This is a genomic window from Pseudomonas sp. Lb2C2 (assembly GCF_052112205.1).
GTDB lineage: Bacteria > Pseudomonadota > Gammaproteobacteria > Pseudomonadales > Pseudomonadaceae > Aquipseudomonas > Aquipseudomonas kilonensis.
In genome coordinates, this window is sequence record NZ_JAUTYW010000002.1 from 604,726 (window position 1) to 619,518 (window position 14,793).

The following is a 14,793-nucleotide window of genomic DNA, read 5'->3' on the forward strand; positions in this document are numbered from 1 at the left end:
CCGTTAGAACAATCAGCCAACTACAAGGTCAGGAAGCCGTCGTAGAGCCCGTAGGCCGCCACCAGGGCGCCTGCGATCACTGCGGCGAAAATCAGCTTCTCGACAGAGGTGAAAATCGGTTTGCCCAGCTCGCGCTTGGCCTTGGCGAACAGGATCGCGCCGGGGGCATAGAGCAGGGCGGAGAGCAGCAGGTACTTGATCCCGCCGGCATACAGCAGCCACACCGCATAGATCAGGGCGATGGCGCCGATGGCCAGGTCCTTGCGCCGCTCGGCCGCGAAGCCTTCGTAGGTCTCGCCGCGCACCGCCAGCAACACGGCGTAGGCCGCCGACCACAGGTACGGCACCAGGATCATCGAGGTGGCGAGGTAGATCAGTGACAGGTAAGTGCTGGCCGAAAACAGGGTGATGACCAAAAACACCTGGACCATCGCGTTGGTCAGCCACAGGGCGTTGGCCGGTACGTGGTTGGCGTTCTCCCGGCGCAGGAACTCGGGCATGGTGTGGTCTTTGGCGGCGGCGAACATGATTTCGGCGCACAGCAGCACCCAGGACAGCAGGGCGCCGAGCAGCGAGATGATCAGGCCGACGCTGATCAGCACCGCGCCCCAGTGCCCCACGACGTGTTCCAGCACGGCGGCCATGGAGGGGTTCTGCAACTTCGCCAGTTCCGGCTGGGTCATGATGCCCAGGGACAGCACGTTTACCAGCACCAGGAACAGCAATACGGTGATGAAGCCGATGACGGTGGCCTTGCCCACGTCGGTGCGTTTCTCGGCGCGGGCGGAAAAAATACTCGCGCCCTCGATGCCGATGAACACCCACACGGTGACCAACATCATCTTGCGCACCTGGTTCATCACGCTGCCCAGGTCCGGGTTCATCGTGCCCCAGATGTCCCGGGTGAAGATCTCGAGCTTGAAGGCGAACACCGCGATCAACACGAACAGCACCAGCGGCACGACCTTGGCGACGGTGGTCACCAGGTTGATGAACGCGGCTTCCTTGATGCCGCGCAGCACCAGCCAATGCACCGCCCACAACAACACCGAGGCGCCAATCACCGCAGCGACGGTGTTGCCTTCACCAAAAATCGGGAAAAAGTAGCCCAAGGTGCTGAACAACAATACGAAGTAGCCGACGTTGCCCAGCCAGGCGCTGATCCAGTAACCCCAGGCGGATGAGAAACCCATGTAGTCGCCGAACCCGGCCTTGGCGTAGGCATACACCCCGCCATCCAGATCGGGTTTGCGGTTGGCCAGGGTCTGGAACACAAAGGCCAGGGTCAGCATGCCGACGGCGGTAATCGCCCAGCCGATCAGCACGGCACCGACATCGGCACTGGCCGCCATGTTTTGTGGCAAGGAAAAGATTCCCCCGCCGATCATTGAGCCGACCACCAGTGCAACCAGCGCACCCAATCGAAGTTTTCCGGGCGTATCAGACATTTGCGAGACTCCAGTGCAGGAGAAGAGAGTCAACAGACTAAGTCGATTTGAAAGTTGAATATCTGATCTGGATCAGTGCATGACAACATTCCATTGTTAATGAAGGAGTTAACACCGTCCGTTGGCGTCTTTAAGTTGCTCGAAAGGCCCGTTTCAGGGCCTTTGGCAAAGGGTTTGTGAAGGTTTTCTTGCCGCAGGATTATTCAAGCTAGTTGATTTCCGTTGAGTCGCAACTATTTTGTAGGCTGCATTCATGACAAAAAAATAACGGGCGTCATGGTCTTTTTAATTACGCTCTTGGAGAATGGCCGAGTCATAAGGCTTTGGACTTTCTATGGGTGACGTTATTCAAAAACGTTATGTCGCTTTATTTACTTAATTTAATAGTGAGAAAAAATGCCGCAGCCGATTGAAAAGTTGCCACTGGGCGCGCTGATCGCGCTGGTGGTGGGGTCGATGATCGGCGGCGGGATCTTTTCCCTGCCGCAAAACATGGCGGCTCGGGCCGATGTCGGTGCGGTGCTGATCGGCTGGACCATCACCGCCGTCGGCATGCTGACCCTGGCCTTCGTGTTCCAGACCCTGGCCAATCGCAAGCCGGAGTTGGACTCGGGCGTGTACGCCTATGCCAAGGCCGGGTTTGGTGACTACATGGGCTTCTCGTCTGCCTGGGGCTACTGGATCAGCGCCTGGATGGGCAATGTCGGCTATTTCGTGCTGCTGTTCAGTACCTTGGGCTATTTCTTCCCGGTGTTCGGCCAAGGCAACACGCCGGTGGCCATCGGGTGTGCGTCGTTGTTGCTGTGGGCGGTGCATTTCCTGGTGTTGCGCGGGATCAAGGAGGCGGCGTTCATCAACCTGGTGACCACCGTGGCCAAGGTTGTGCCGCTGTTGATGTTCGTCGTCATGGCCGCCGTGGCCTTCAAGGCCGAGATTTTCACCCGCGATATCTGGGGCGCGATGAACCCGGACCTGGGCAGTGTGATGGACCAGGTGCGGCACATGATGCTGGTGACGGTGTTCGTGTTCATCGGCATCGAAGGCGCCAGCGTCTATTCGGCACGGGCAGAAAGACGTGCGGACGTAGGGCGTGCGACGGTGATCGGCTTCCTCGGGGTATTGGCGCTGCTGGTGCTGGTGAATGTGTTGTCCCTGGGGGTCATGAGCCAGCCAGAACTGGCGCAGTTGCAGAACCCATCCCTGGCCGGCGTCCTGGAGCACATTGTCGGGCCCTGGGGTGCGTTGTTGATCAGCCTGGGGCTGGCGGTTTCACTGTTGGGAGCCTTGCTGTCCTGGGCGCTGTTGTGCGCTGAAATCCTCTACGCCACCGCCCGGGACAAGACCATGCCGGCGTTCCTGACCAAGGAAAATGCCAACCATGCGCCGGTCAACGCGCTGTGGCTGACCAATGGCATGATCCAGCTGTTTTTGCTGATCACTCTATTTTCCGCAGGCACCTACACCAGCCTGATCTATCTCGCCTCGTCGATGATCCTGGTGCCATACCTGTGGTCGGCGGCCTATGCGGTGCTGCTTTGCGCCCGCGGGGAAACCTACGAACAGGGCTCGGCCCGGCGCATGAAAGACCTGTGCATCGGTGGCGTCGCACTGTGCTACGCGGTGTGGCTGTTGTATGCCGGTGGAGTGAAATATCTGCTGTTGTCGGCGCTGTTGTATGCCCCTGGGGTGATCCTGTTTGCCCAGGCCAAGCGGGAGCAGGGACAACCCTTGTTCACCCATGTGGAAAAGGGGATTTTTGCTTGCGTGATGTCAGGGGCGGGAGTGGCGGCGTATGGGTTGTACAGTGGGTTTTTGGCGTTGTGAGGCGAAGGTCACCTTTTTGGGAGAGTGAAGGGGGTCTGTGGGAGCAAGGCTTGCCCGCGATGCAAACACCTCGGTGTAGCTGATAGGCCGAGGCGATACCATCGCGGGCAAGCCTTGCTCCCACATAAATCCCCTCGCCACAATGAACTGTCGTCGACACACAGGCATGGGCCATCACCATCGTGCTCGATGCGCGCCCAGTTCCGCCGCCGGCAAGGTCCATTGCAGCGGCGTCCCGGTGATTTTCAAGGGCACCTGCAGGCGATGGGCCGGCCCCCACGGCGTCTGCTCGACCACCAGGCCCTGATCATCCTCGGCTTCAGCCCGCAATGGGGTCGAGTCCCCAGCGCCACGTTCGATCAACAGCTTCGCGGTGCGTGCCAGTGACATGCGTGCCGAACCGCCGTGACCGCTTGCCAGGCGCCGGGACAACAGCACCAGGGCGCTGGCTGCCAGCAGATAGCCGGTGCCGTGATCCAGCGCTTGCACCGGCAGCGGCGTCGGTTTGTCGGTGTGTTTCCAGCCCATGCCGGCTTCGGCGATGCCGCTGCTCATTTGCACCAGGCTGTCGAAGCCGCGCCGGTTCTGCCACGGGCCGCTCCAGCCGTAGGCGTTGAGGCTGACGTCGATCAGGCCCGGGGCCATTTGCCGACGCTGCTCGGCGCCGTAGCCCAGGCGCTCGAGGGCGTTGGCACGGTAGCCGTGCAGGAGGATGTCGGTGTCCTTGAGCAGTGCCTCGAATGCCGCGCGGTCTTCGGCCCGATGCAAGTCGAGGCGGGCGCAGCGTTTGCCCAGGGTGACTTCCGGCACCACGCCGGGTTCGTTCCAGGTCGGCGGGTCGATGCGCAGCACGTCGGCCCCGAGGCCGGCCAGGAAGCGGCTGGCGACGGGGCCGGCCAGCACGCGGGTCAGGTCCAGCACCTTGAGGCCCGCCAGTGGCTGGGTCACGGAGCCGAGCCAGGGTTTGCGCTGCTCTCCAGGCGTTTCACTCAGGTGCACCAGCGGCTCGGCATTGACTGCCAGGCCTTGGGGGTGGGTTTGCCAGGCCTGCCACGAACGCATCTCGGCGGCGCACCCGTCGGCGTCGACCACGGCCTGCTCCAGCTCGGCCTTGTTCCATCGGGCCACCCTGGCCGCCATGTCGGCGCGGTCGGTGCAGGTGCCGAGGACTTTTTCCGCCGCAAGGCGATGATGCGGCGCGTTGGTGTGCAGGCGAATCCAGCCGTCGGCACTGGCGTAGTCACCGGCCACCGGGTCCCACATCGGCGGCACGCTCCAGCCGATGGGGCGCAGGGAGGTGGAGAACCAGAACGACGCCAGGCGCCGGTCGACCTCAATGGGTGGCAGGCGGCCGGTTTGCTGGTGGATGAGCTCGGCGGTGGCTTGGCTGGCCACGGCGATGCTGGCGCTGGCCAGCTCCGTGACGGCGAAGGCCGAGGGAAGGGCGCCGTCGCCGGTGAAGGTGATTGGGGTCGTGGGCAAGCCGAGTGCGGTTTGCATGGACGTGAGCAGATCTGACATCGAAAGCCCTCCAGTACGAGAGGGCGATCATAGATCAAAAATCCGTTGGGGGTCGCTTTGCGGCCCAGCGGGAGCAAGCTCCCTCGCCACAAGAGCCCAGTGCCTGTTCCGGGCGCGACCAGATCCACAGATTGCCCAGGCCCATGCCGGCGAGCGCGAGGTAAACCGGCCAGCCGTGGTCGAGCAGCACCAGCATCAAGCCTGCGCAGAGCAGCATGCTGGCGGTGGCACCGACCTTGGCCCGGCGCGGGATGACCTTGCCGTTGCGCCAGTTGTGCAGCATCGGCCCGAACAGGCGATGGTTCTCCAGCCAGGCGCTCAGGCGCGGCGAACTTCGGGTCGCGGCCCAGGCGGCCAACAGGATGAACTCGGTGGTCGGCAGGCCGGGCACGACGATGGCGACCAGGCCGATAGCCAGGCTGCTGTAGGCGAGCAGTGCGAAGAGCAGTTGGGTGATTTTCGAGGGCGTGCGGCTCATGTATTTCTATCCGACATGCACTTTACCTTGTGGGAGCGAGCTTGCTCGCGATGGCGAACGGTCAGCTACCCTATTGGTCGCCTGATACACCGCTATCGCGAGCAAGCTCGCTCCCACACTGGTTTCTGGGTGACTGCAAGATATGCATCCACCCTAAATCCCTTGGGGAGTCAGGCCAACTCGGCCGCGTAGGCCTGTTCCAGCAGCACCGTAAATCGGTTGAACGCATCCAGTGCGCCTTTGTCCGCCTCGGCTTCCTGCTGTTCGGTAAAGGCCAGGCTGTCGAGGGTGCGGGTGAAGGATTTCCAGCCTTCGGCGCGCCCACCGGCAGGTTCTGCCAGATGCCGGGCGCCAAAGGTTTCGCTCAACCCCAGGCCCACGGCACGCTTGATCAAGAACGCGGCGCCGAGCTTGGAGCCCTCGGAGACGAACAGCCAGCCCAGGGCTTCGGCCTGGGTCGGGTTTTTCACCGAGCCGGCCACTGGCGCAGGGACTTCGGTGTCCAGGTCGGCAAGATCCGCCTTGGCCGCTTCCGCCCGGCATCGGGCCGGAAGGTCAGGGATCAGGGCGGACAGTTCGGCGTCGTTGTACAGCGCCACCAGTTCCGACTGGAACAGGTACTGGGCGACGACGAAACGGGCGAAGCTGGCCGGGGTTTCGAACGGGGCGTGGGCCTTGACCAGCGCGTCGAGCTTGCTGTGGGGCTCGTGGGTGATCTGGTTCAGGCGTTGGGAGCGTGAAGTGGGGCGTTGTGTGGTCATGAACAATTCCTTCGAGTTGGAACATTGTGGCGAGGGAGCTTGCTCCCGCTCGGTTGCGCAGCGACCGCAAGTTCTTGGGACTGCTGCGCAGTCCAGCGGGAGCAAGCTCCCTCGCCACAGGGCATTTGGCTTGTCGACAAAAATCTTGGTCAGATATCCCAGATCAGATTCACCGCGAAGTTACGCCCGGGCGCCGTCAGCCGATCGAGGTTGGCGGGGCTCAGCACCGCCGCTTCGCCGACGCTGTCGTAGCCGCGCACGTCGTCCCACAGCCAGTACTTCTTGTCGGTGAGGTTGTAGAGGCCGCCGCTGACGGTGACGTCGTCGGTCACCTTGTAGAAACCGCTCAGGTCGAGGATGCCGAAGCCTGGCGTCTTGAACTGGCTGCTCACGCCATCGGGCGAGTTGAAGTTGCTGTCGTCGACGCGGTCCTTTTTCCTGACCAGGGTCCAACTGAGCAAGGTGCCGTAGCGGTCCTGGTCGTAGCCCAGGCCGAACACGCCGGTGAGCGGGTTGATGCTGTTGAGCGGCTCACCCGTGTCGTTGTTGCGACCATAGAGGTAGGCCACCGAACCTTGGGTGTAGAGGCCCTTCGGTGCGCCAAACACGTCCAGGTCCAGGCGTCCCTTGACTTCGGCGCCCTTGATGGTGGCGTGCTTGATGTTGTTGCTCTGGAAGGTCAACTGGTCGTCACCGGGGGTGATGGCGTCCTCGTTGATGAAATCGCGGTACTTGTTGTAGAACACCGCCACGTCGAACGAACCGGAATCGAAACGACCGCGCAGGCCGGTCTCGTAGCTCTTGCTTTTTTCCGGTTCCAGATCGGGGTTGGGTTCTACGCTGTAGCCGACGTCGGGGTTGTCGAAACGACCGTACAGGGCCTTGGCGGTTGGGGTGCGGAAACCTTCAGCGTACTGGCCGTACCAGGTGTACTCATCGCTCAAGGCATAGGTCAGGCCGAACTTCGGTGAGACGCGATGCCAGGTCTTGTTCTTGCCGCTGACTGTACCGCCGCCGGTAGGGTCCACGGAGTTGAGGAATTCCTCGGTCAGGTGTGGCTTGAGCCGGGTGTAGTCGTAGCGCAGGCCCGGTGTGAAGGTCCAGCGGTCCCAACTGATCTGGTCCTGGGCGAACAGGCTGTAGGTGTTGATGGTCGGGTCCGGGAAGTCACTGACCTTTGCCAGGACGTCCCGGGTACTGATGGCGCCGACGGCGGAGCAACCCACGCCGACCGCCAGGCACACACCATTGCCGCTGCGCGAACCGGTGACTTTCTGTTGCTTGAGGGTGGTGCCGTAAGTCAGCGCGTGATCGGTGTCGGCGACGCTGAAGGCCTTGTCCAGTTGCGCATCGAAGACCCACTGTTTCTCTTCGTAGAGGGTATCCCGGGTACGCAGGACCTGGCGGGTGATGGGGAAGTAGAACTCGGCGGTGCTCTCATCGGTCTTGGCAACTTGGTGGTTCAGGCTCCACTTGACGTGATCGGCCAGCAGGCTGTCGAGGGCGAAGCTGTGCTCCAGGCCGAAACGCTCGCGGGTGATGGTGTCGTTGCCGGTGCGCCACTGGTACATGCCGCCGGGCAGCACAGAGGCGGGGATGGCCGGTTGGCCGTTGGCATAGGGGCCGCCATAGGCGCTTTTCAGGTCGGTGTCGCGGTCGTCCTTGTATTTCTCGTAGATCAGGCCAAGGCGTGCGTCATCGCTGTAGTTCCAGCCGAGCTTGGCCAGCACGTTGTTGGCGCGCACGTCTTCCGGGTTGGCCGCGGTGCGGTCCAGGCCGGTGCCGTTGTGGCTGCCGTAGGATTCGGTTTCATGACCGTCGCGTTGGCTGTAGTGCAACAGGCCGTCGAACTGTCCGCTGCGACCGGCCACTGTGGCGGACTTGAGCCAGCTCTCGTCGGCGGAGCTGTAGCCGGTCTTCAGGCGGGCGCCAACGTCCTCGCCCGGCTTGATGATGTCGTCCGGATCGAGAGTGAAATAGCTGACGGCACCGCCAATGGCATTGCTGCCGTACAGCACCGAGGCCGGACCGCGCAGGATTTCCACGCGCTTGATGATTTCCGGGTCGACGTAGTTGCGCTGGGTCTTGGCGTAGGGGCCGTTGAAGAAACTGCCGGGGATTTCCACGCCGTCGACCTGGGTCAGGATCCGGTTGCCGTCGATGCCGCGGATGTTGTAGCCGCTGATACCGCCGCGTTGGCCCGCGCCGCCCACCGATACGCCCGGCTCATAGCGCACCAGGTCCTTGAGGGTATTGACGTTGTTGCGATCCAGTTCCTGGCGGTCGTGGACCGTGACCGTGCTCGGTACGCTGGTGATGTCCTGTTCCTGGCGGGTGGCGCTGATGGTCACCTGTTGCAACTCCAGCGCGCTGCCGGCGCTGCGTTTTTCCAGGACGATGCTGTTGTCGCCCAGTTTGCGGTAGCTCAGGTTGGTCCCCACCAACAGGCGCTCCAAGGCTTTTTCAGGTGGCAGCGAGCCGTTCACCCCTGGCGAGGCGACGCCTGCGGCCAGTTCCGCGGGCATCCCGACCTGCCAGCCGGTGACCGCGGTGAATGCATTCAGGGCCGAGACCAGTGGCTGCCGGGCGATGGCAAAGGTGTAGTCGCCCATGTTGCGTGCAGCGGGTTGCACGGTGGTGGCGGCCAGGGCGAGCGGCGCGGTGCCGGCCATCAGGATGGCGGCGGTGAGCAGTGACAGCGTGCAAGAGGGGGCAAGAAACCGGCAAGTAAGGCGAGAGGACATCAATAGCGCTCCGTGTCGCATCTGTTATAGGTGCAGATTCACATCGCTGGATGCGAATCAATTGCATTGGCTATAACGAGACGAATCAGCGGAGACTATCGAGTAAAAATAATTCTCATTTAGTTCAGAATCACCAGCGCCGGGAACTCCTGAAGCCGCGCCGAGGTGATATGGGCCAGTGAGCGGACCACGTCCAGCGGCTGGTCGAGGCGGTAATTGCCGGTCACAGCGACGTTGGCCAATTGTTCGTTACTGTTGATGATCCAGCCGGGGTAATAGCGTTGCAGCTCGGCCAGTACCTGGCCCAGCGGCCGGTTTTCGAACACCAGCCGACCCTGGACCCAGGCCAGGTCCGTGTTGGCCTCGAGCCGGACCGGGCGGTCGAAGCCGTTGGGGCCGATGCGGATGCTTTCGCCGGCCGACAGCCGCACATGGGCGTCGTTGCGGGTGGCCCGCAGGTCCACGTCGCCGCGCTGCACCTGGACTTGCGCCACGCCGTCGAGGTAACGCACGGCGAATGTGGTGTCGCTGACGCTGGCCGTGACCGGGCCGGCATCGATTTCCAGCGGCAGGTTACGGTTGCCCGGGACTTCGAAAAACGCCTCGCCCTTGTACAGGCGCGCGACATGCCGTTGTTCGTTGAACGTGCTGGAGAAGGCCGAGTCGGTGTTGAGCAGTACTTTGGAGCCGTCCTCCAACTGCAGGCGCTGGCGCTCACCGACCACGGTCAGGTGGTCGGCCTGCAAGCGCAGGGGCAGGTCGCTGAAATTGAACAGGCCGAGAAACAGCACGGCGGCGGTGGCCAGGGGTTTCCAGTGGGCGCGCAGGCGCGACAGCGCGGTGACCTTGGGCGCGGCTGCAAGTCGGCGGGCACTTTCCATCACCTGCGGGCCGTTCCAGATCGCCTGGGCCCGGGCGAACGCCTCGCCGTGGCGTGGATCGGCCGCCAGCCAGGCGTGGAACTGCCGCGTCTGTTCCTCGCTGGGGTTGTCCAGCAGGATCAGCCAGTCCAGCGCCTGCTCCATGGCATGGGCGGTTTCCGGCGTCGCAGTGGGCTCGGCAGAGCGGTGATTGTCCGTCACAGTGGGTTCTCGGTTTTAGCGGCACGGGCTCAAGCTACAAGCTGTATGCAGCAAGTGGCAAGCGTGTACGCAGCTTATGGCCTGAAGCGTGAGGCGGGTCACTGCTCGCCGTGGCTGCGTTCAGCCACTCCCACACAGATCGCCATGATCAGTTTCAGTTCCTTTTGCACGGTGCTCAGGGATACGCCCAGGCGTTCGGCGATTTGCTGGTAACTGTGGCCATGCAGGCGGCTGAGGATGAAGATCTGCTGCTGTCGCGAACTCAGGGCCTGGAGGCTGACGTTCAGGCGCTCAAGCAGTTGTTGGGCATGGGCGGCGTCCTCGGCACTGCTCTGGGGGGCGACGACGTTGTGGACGACCTCCGGCGGTACGTCATCGAGCAAGGTCCGCGACTGGATGCGCCGGGCACGCAGATGGTCCAGCGCCAGGTTGCGGGCGGTCTGGAAAACAAAGGGTTCGAGGTGTTCGACCGTGCGTTCACTCAAAGCGCGGGTGACGCGCAGGTAGGTTTCCTGGAGCAGGTCTTCGGCGGTACTGGGGTTGCTGACCATGCGCTCAAGGGTGCGCAGCAGCGGCGTGCGCTGGGCGAGGAAGACGTGATGAAAGCGCGATTGACTCACGGTAGGGCCCGATCCGGTTCGAGTAGATGATAATGCTTATCATCTGCTCGACAGGTCAAGCCTTCATTTCATCACGCCGAGCCCATGTGAGGAGCAAACCTTGGGGCAAACCTGTGGGAGCAAAGCTTGCTCGCGATAGCGTTCTCAAAGCCTGCACAGTTGCTGCATGTGACGGTGTCATCGCGAGCAAGCTTTGCTCCCACTGGCCTGCTCCCAAGGTTTGCTCTTACAGGCTCGCTCCACATTGGCCAGCAGTCAGTTACTCGGCGTTACACAACGCCAGGCAGTTATCCAGCATGCGGTTGGAGAAGCCCCATTCGTTGTCATACCAGGCCAGTACCTTGAGCAGCTTGCCGCTGGCCTTGGTGTGGTTGGCGTCGAAGATCGACGACAGCGGGTTGTGGTTGAAGTCACTGGAGACCAGCGGCAGGGTGTTGTAGCCGAGGATCTTCGAATGCTGGCTGGCATGGCGCAGCAGTTCGTTGACTTCTTCGGCCGACGCTTCGCGCTTGAGTTGCACGGTGAGGTCGACCAGGGAGACGTTGATCACCGGTACGCGCACTGCCATGCCGGTCAGCTTGCCCGCCAGTTCCGGCAGCACCAGGCCCACCGCCTCGGCGGCGCCGGTCTTGCTCGGGATCATGTTCTGGGTGGCCGAACGGGCGCGGTACGGGTCGCTGTGGTAGACGTCGGTCAGGTTCTGGTCGTTGGTGTAGGCATGGATGGTGGTCATCAGGCCGCTTTCGATGCCCAGCTCGCGGTGCAGCACCTGGGCCACCGGGGCCAGGCAGTTGGTGGTGCACGAAGCGTTGGAGATGATCTGGTGGGACTGGCGCAGGATATCGTGGTTCACGCCATACACGACGGTAGCATCGGCACCCTTGGCCGGGGCCGAGATGATCACCTTGCGGGCGCCGGCGCTGATATGCGCGGCAGCCTTGGCACGGTCGGTAAACAGGCCGGTGCATTCGAACACGACGTCGATTTTTTCAGCAGCCCAAGGCAGTTCGGCCGGGTTGCGGATGGCGCTGACCGAGATGCGGTCGCCATTGACCGTCAGGCTTTCGTGGTCGTGCTGCACATCGGCATCGAAGGTGCCGTGGACGGTGTCGAACTTGAGCAGATGAGCATTGATTGCACTGTCACCCAGGTCGTTGATGGCGACGATCTGCAGGTCGCGACGATAGCCTTGGGTATACAGTGCACGGAGGACGTTGCGGCCGATGCGGCCAAAACCATTAATTGCGATTCGAAGAGTCATTAACTGCGCCGCCGTCGATTTGTTGTTGGAATTACAAGATTATTCGCATAAAAATAGAAAACAAGCCTTTTTAGTGGCAATATTTTGTTTTATCTACAACGAGTGACCTGAATCAACTGGTCCGAATGGTCAAGAAACCGTCTGTCGCCTCGCTTTTTACACAGCGTGCCGCGGGCTTTTGACCAGCATAGACAATCAGGTCGCCACACCCGTTAGCCTGGAGTTCTACACATGCATCCCCGCGTTCTTGAGGTCACCGAACGGCTTATCGCCCGCAGCCGCGCCACGCGTCAGGCTTACCTTGCATTGATCCACGGTGCAGCCAGCGACGGTCCGATGCGCGGCAAGCTGCAGTGCGCCAACTTCGCTCACGGCGTGGCTGGTTGCGGCACCGAAGACAAGCACCACCTGCGGATGATGAACGCCGCCAACATCGCCATCGTGTCGTCCTATAACGACATGCTCTCGGCCCACCAGCCCTACGAAACCTTCCCGGAGCAGATCAAGAAAGCCCTGCGCGAGATCGGCTCGGTCGGCCAGTTCGCCGGCGGCACGCCGGCGATGTGCGACGGCGTGACCCAGGGCGAGGCGGGGATGGAACTGAGCCTGCCGAGCCGCGAAGTGATCGCGCTCTCCACGGCGGTGGCGCTGTCCCACAACATGTTTGACGGCGCACTGATGCTCGGCATCTGCGACAAGATCGTCCCGGGCCTGATGATGGGCGCGCTGCGCTTTGGTCACTTGCCGACGATCTTCGTGCCAGGCGGGCCAATGGTCTCAGGCATTTCCAACAAGGAAAAAGCCGACGTGCGCCAGCGCTACGCCGAAGGCAAGGCCACCCGCGAAGAGCTGCTGGAGTCGGAGATGAAGTCCTACCACAGCCCTGGCACCTGCACCTTCTACGGCACCGCCAATACCAACCAGTTGTTGATGGAAGTGATGGGCCTGCACTTGCCGGGCGCCTCGTTCGTCAACCCGAACACGCCGCTACGCGATGCCCTGACCCGTGAAGCGGCGTTCCAGGTCACGCGCATGACCAAGCAAAGCGGCAACTTCATGCCCATCGGCGAAATCGTCGACGAACGCTCGCTGGTCAACTCCATCGTCGCGCTGCATGCCACTGGCGGCTCCACCAACCACACCCTGCACATGCCGGCCATCGCCATGGCGGCGGGTATCCAGCTGACCTGGCAGGACATGGCCGACCTCTCCGAGGTGGTGCCGACCCTGAGCCACGTCTACCCGAACGGCAAGGCCGACATCAACCACTTCCAGGCAGCGGGCGGCATGTCGTTCCTGATCCGTGAATTGCTGGAAGCCGGTTTGCTCCACGAAAACGTCAACACCGTGCTCGGTCACGGCCTGAGCCGCTACACCCAGGAACCGTTCCTCGAGGACGGCGAGCTGGTGTGGCGCGACGGCCCGATCGAAAGCCTCGACGAAAACATCCTGCGCCCGGTGGCCCGTGCGTTCTCGTCTGAAGGCGGCCTGCGGGTGATGGAAGGCAACCTGGGCCGTGGGGTGATGAAGGTCTCGGCCGTGGCCCTGGAAAACCAGATTGTCGAAGCACCGGCCATGGTCTTCCAGGACCAACAGGACCTGGCGGATGCGTTCAAGGCCGGTCTGCTGGAAAAGGATTTTGTCGCGGTGATGCGCTTCCAGGGCCCGCGCTCCAACGGCATGCCGGAGCTGCACAAGATGACGCCGTTCCTCGGCGTATTGCAGGACCGTGGCTTCAAAGTGGCGCTGGTGACCGACGGGCGCATGTCTGGCGCGTCGGGGAAAATCCCGGCGGCCATTCATGTCAGCCCCGAAGCTTATGTCGGCGGTGCGTTGGCCCGGGTGCAGGAGGGCGATATCATCCGTGTCGATGGCGTCAAAGGCACCTTGGAACTGAAGGTGGACGCCGAGGAATTCGCCGCGCGCGAGCCTGCCAAAGGCCTGTTGGGCAACAACATTGGCACCGGTCGCGAGCTGTTCGGTTTCATGCGCATGGCCTTCAGCTCGGCGGAGCAGGGCGCCAGCGCCTTCACTTCTGCCCTGGAGACGCTTAATTGAAATTGGCTTTGGTCGGTGACATCGGTGGGACCAACGCACGCTTCGCGCTGTGGAAAAACCACACCCTGGAAAACATCCAGGTGTTGGCAACGGCGGATTACGCCTGCCCGGAGGATGCCATCCAGGTGTACCTGAACGGCATGGGCCTGAAACCGGGCGCGATCGGTTCGGTGTGCCTGTCGGTGGCCGGTCCGGTGAGCGGCGATGAGTTTCGCTTTACCAACAATCACTGGCGCCTGAGCAACCTGGCGTTCTGCCAGACCTTGCAAGTGGAGAAGCTGTTGCTGGTCAACGACTTCTCGGCCATGGCCCTGGGCATGACCCGTTTGCGTCCCGATGAATATCGGGTCGTGTGCGAAGGCACCCCGGAGCCGTTGCGCCCGGCAGTGGTGATCGGCCCGGGCACCGGGCTGGGCGTCGGTACGCTGCTGGATCTGGGCGAAGGTCGTTTCGCGGCGTTGCCGGGGGAGGGCGGCCATGTCGACCTGCCCATGAGCAGCCCGCGGGAAACCCAGCTGTGGCAGCACATCTACAACGAAATCGGCCACGTCAGCGCCGAAACCGCCCTGAGTGGCAGCGGTTTGCCTCGGGTGTACCGGGCCATTTGCGCGGTGGACGGCCATGTGCCGGTACTCGACACCCCCGAATCCATCACCGCCGCCGGCCTGGCCGGCGACCCCATTGCCCTGGAAGTGCTCGAGCAGTTCTGCCGCTGGCTGGGGCGCGTGGCCGGCAACAATGTGTTGACGCTGGGCGGGCGTGGTGGTGTCTACATCGTCGGGGGTGTGGTCCCAAGGTTTGCCGATTTCTTCCTCGAAAGTGGTTTCGCTCGCTGCTTCGCCGACAAGGGCTGCATGAGCGATTACTTCAAGGGCATTCCGGTCTGGCTGGTGACCGCGCCGTACTCGGGCCTGATGGGCGCGGGTGTGGCGTTGGAGCAGTCGACTCCCGTTTGAAATGTGATCCCCTGTGGGAGCGAGCTTGCTCGCGATAGCG

11 protein-coding genes are annotated in these 14,793 nt (G+C 62.5%); 3 read left to right on the top strand and 8 right to left on the bottom strand.

All coding sequences use genetic code 11. The annotated features are described in order from the left end of the window. Positions 1-20: 20 nt before the first annotated feature. Positions 21-1,448: an arginine-ornithine antiporter gene (arcD, locus tag Q7F16_RS07055; RefSeq protein ID WP_046065422.1), complete on the bottom strand. Its 1,428-nt coding sequence runs from the start codon at positions 1,446-1,448 to the stop codon at positions 21-23. Between the two features lie 396 nt (positions 1,449-1,844). On the opposite strand from arcD (Q7F16_RS07055), the gene arcD (Q7F16_RS07060) reads away from it, so the two are divergent. Next, complete coding sequence (gene arcD, locus Q7F16_RS07060) at positions 1,845-3,272, top strand: arginine-ornithine antiporter (protein WP_409555865.1); 1,428 nt, start codon at positions 1,845-1,847, stop codon at positions 3,270-3,272. 174 nt (positions 3,273-3,446) lie between these two features. Here the strand turns inward: arcD (Q7F16_RS07060) and Q7F16_RS07065 are convergent, their stop codons facing one another. From Q7F16_RS07065 to gap, 7 genes are all read right to left on the bottom strand, one after another. Beyond that, a complete protein-coding gene (locus Q7F16_RS07065) occupies positions 3,447-4,793 on the bottom strand; it encodes a CoA transferase (RefSeq protein WP_409555864.1) in 1,347 nt (448 codons plus the stop codon). A gap of 34 nt (positions 4,794-4,827) precedes the next feature. Continuing rightward, complete coding sequence (locus tag Q7F16_RS07070; protein WP_046065420.1) at positions 4,828-5,271, bottom strand: YbaN family protein; 444 nt, start codon at positions 5,269-5,271, stop codon at positions 4,828-4,830. Positions 5,272-5,441: 170 nt separating this feature from the next. Beyond that, positions 5,442-6,032, bottom strand: coding sequence for a biliverdin-producing heme oxygenase (locus Q7F16_RS07075; RefSeq protein ID WP_409555863.1), 591 nt, complete (start codon positions 6,030-6,032; stop codon positions 5,442-5,444). A gap of 149 nt (positions 6,033-6,181) precedes the next feature. After that, positions 6,182-8,776, bottom strand: a complete 2,595-nt coding sequence (locus tag Q7F16_RS07080; protein WP_046065418.1) for a TonB-dependent receptor — start codon at positions 8,774-8,776, stop codon at positions 6,182-6,184. Positions 8,777-8,895: 119 nt separating this feature from the next. Beyond that, on the bottom strand, positions 8,896-9,858 hold the full coding sequence (locus tag Q7F16_RS07085) for a FecR family protein (protein ID WP_409555862.1): 963 nt from the start codon (positions 9,856-9,858) through the stop codon (positions 8,896-8,898). Between the two features lie 98 nt (positions 9,859-9,956). After that, positions 9,957-10,478 (bottom strand): RNA polymerase sigma factor, encoded by a 522-nt coding sequence (locus Q7F16_RS07090; protein WP_409555861.1) that lies wholly within the window; start codon positions 10,476-10,478, stop codon positions 9,957-9,959. Positions 10,479-10,737: 259 nt separating this feature from the next. Next, on the bottom strand, positions 10,738-11,739 hold the full coding sequence (gene gap, locus Q7F16_RS07095; protein WP_003184623.1) for a type I glyceraldehyde-3-phosphate dehydrogenase: 1,002 nt from the start codon (positions 11,737-11,739) through the stop codon (positions 10,738-10,740). Between the two features lie 231 nt (positions 11,740-11,970). Between gap and edd the strand changes: the two genes are divergently transcribed. Both edd and Q7F16_RS07105 read left to right on the top strand, forming a co-directional pair. After that, entirely contained in the window at positions 11,971-13,797 is a 1,827-nt protein-coding gene (gene edd / locus Q7F16_RS07100) for a phosphogluconate dehydratase (RefSeq protein WP_057448912.1), read from the top strand. Further along, positions 13,794-14,753, top strand: a complete 960-nt coding sequence (locus Q7F16_RS07105) for a glucokinase (RefSeq protein WP_079303700.1) — start codon at positions 13,794-13,796, stop codon at positions 14,751-14,753. The genes edd and Q7F16_RS07105 overlap by 4 nt, the downstream gene beginning before the upstream one ends. Positions 14,754-14,793: the final 40 nt, after the last annotated feature.

What these genes read in the sequence shown, in the direction of transcription:
- arcD (WP_046065422.1), bottom strand. Translation starts at nt 1,448, where the DNA reads ATGTCTGATACGCCCGGAAAACTTCGATTGGGTGCGCTGGTTGCACTG.
- arcD (WP_409555865.1), top strand. Translation starts at nt 1,845, where the DNA reads ATGCCGCAGCCGATTGAAAAGTTGCCACTGGGCGCGCTGATCGCGCTG.
- Q7F16_RS07065 (WP_409555864.1), bottom strand. Translation starts at nt 4,793, where the DNA reads ATGTCAGATCTGCTCACGTCCATGCAAACCGCACTCGGCTTGCCCACG.
- Q7F16_RS07070 (WP_046065420.1), bottom strand. Translation starts at nt 5,271, where the DNA reads ATGAGCCGCACGCCCTCGAAAATCACCCAACTGCTCTTCGCACTGCTC.
- Q7F16_RS07075 (WP_409555863.1), bottom strand. Translation starts at nt 6,032, where the DNA reads ATGACCACACAACGCCCCACTTCACGCTCCCAACGCCTGAACCAGATC.
- Q7F16_RS07080 (WP_046065418.1), bottom strand. Translation starts at nt 8,776, where the DNA reads ATGTCCTCTCGCCTTACTTGCCGGTTTCTTGCCCCCTCTTGCACGCTG.
- gap (WP_003184623.1), bottom strand. Translation starts at nt 11,739, where the DNA reads ATGACTCTTCGAATCGCAATTAATGGTTTTGGCCGCATCGGCCGCAAC.
- edd (WP_057448912.1), top strand. Translation starts at nt 11,971, where the DNA reads ATGCATCCCCGCGTTCTTGAGGTCACCGAACGGCTTATCGCCCGCAGC.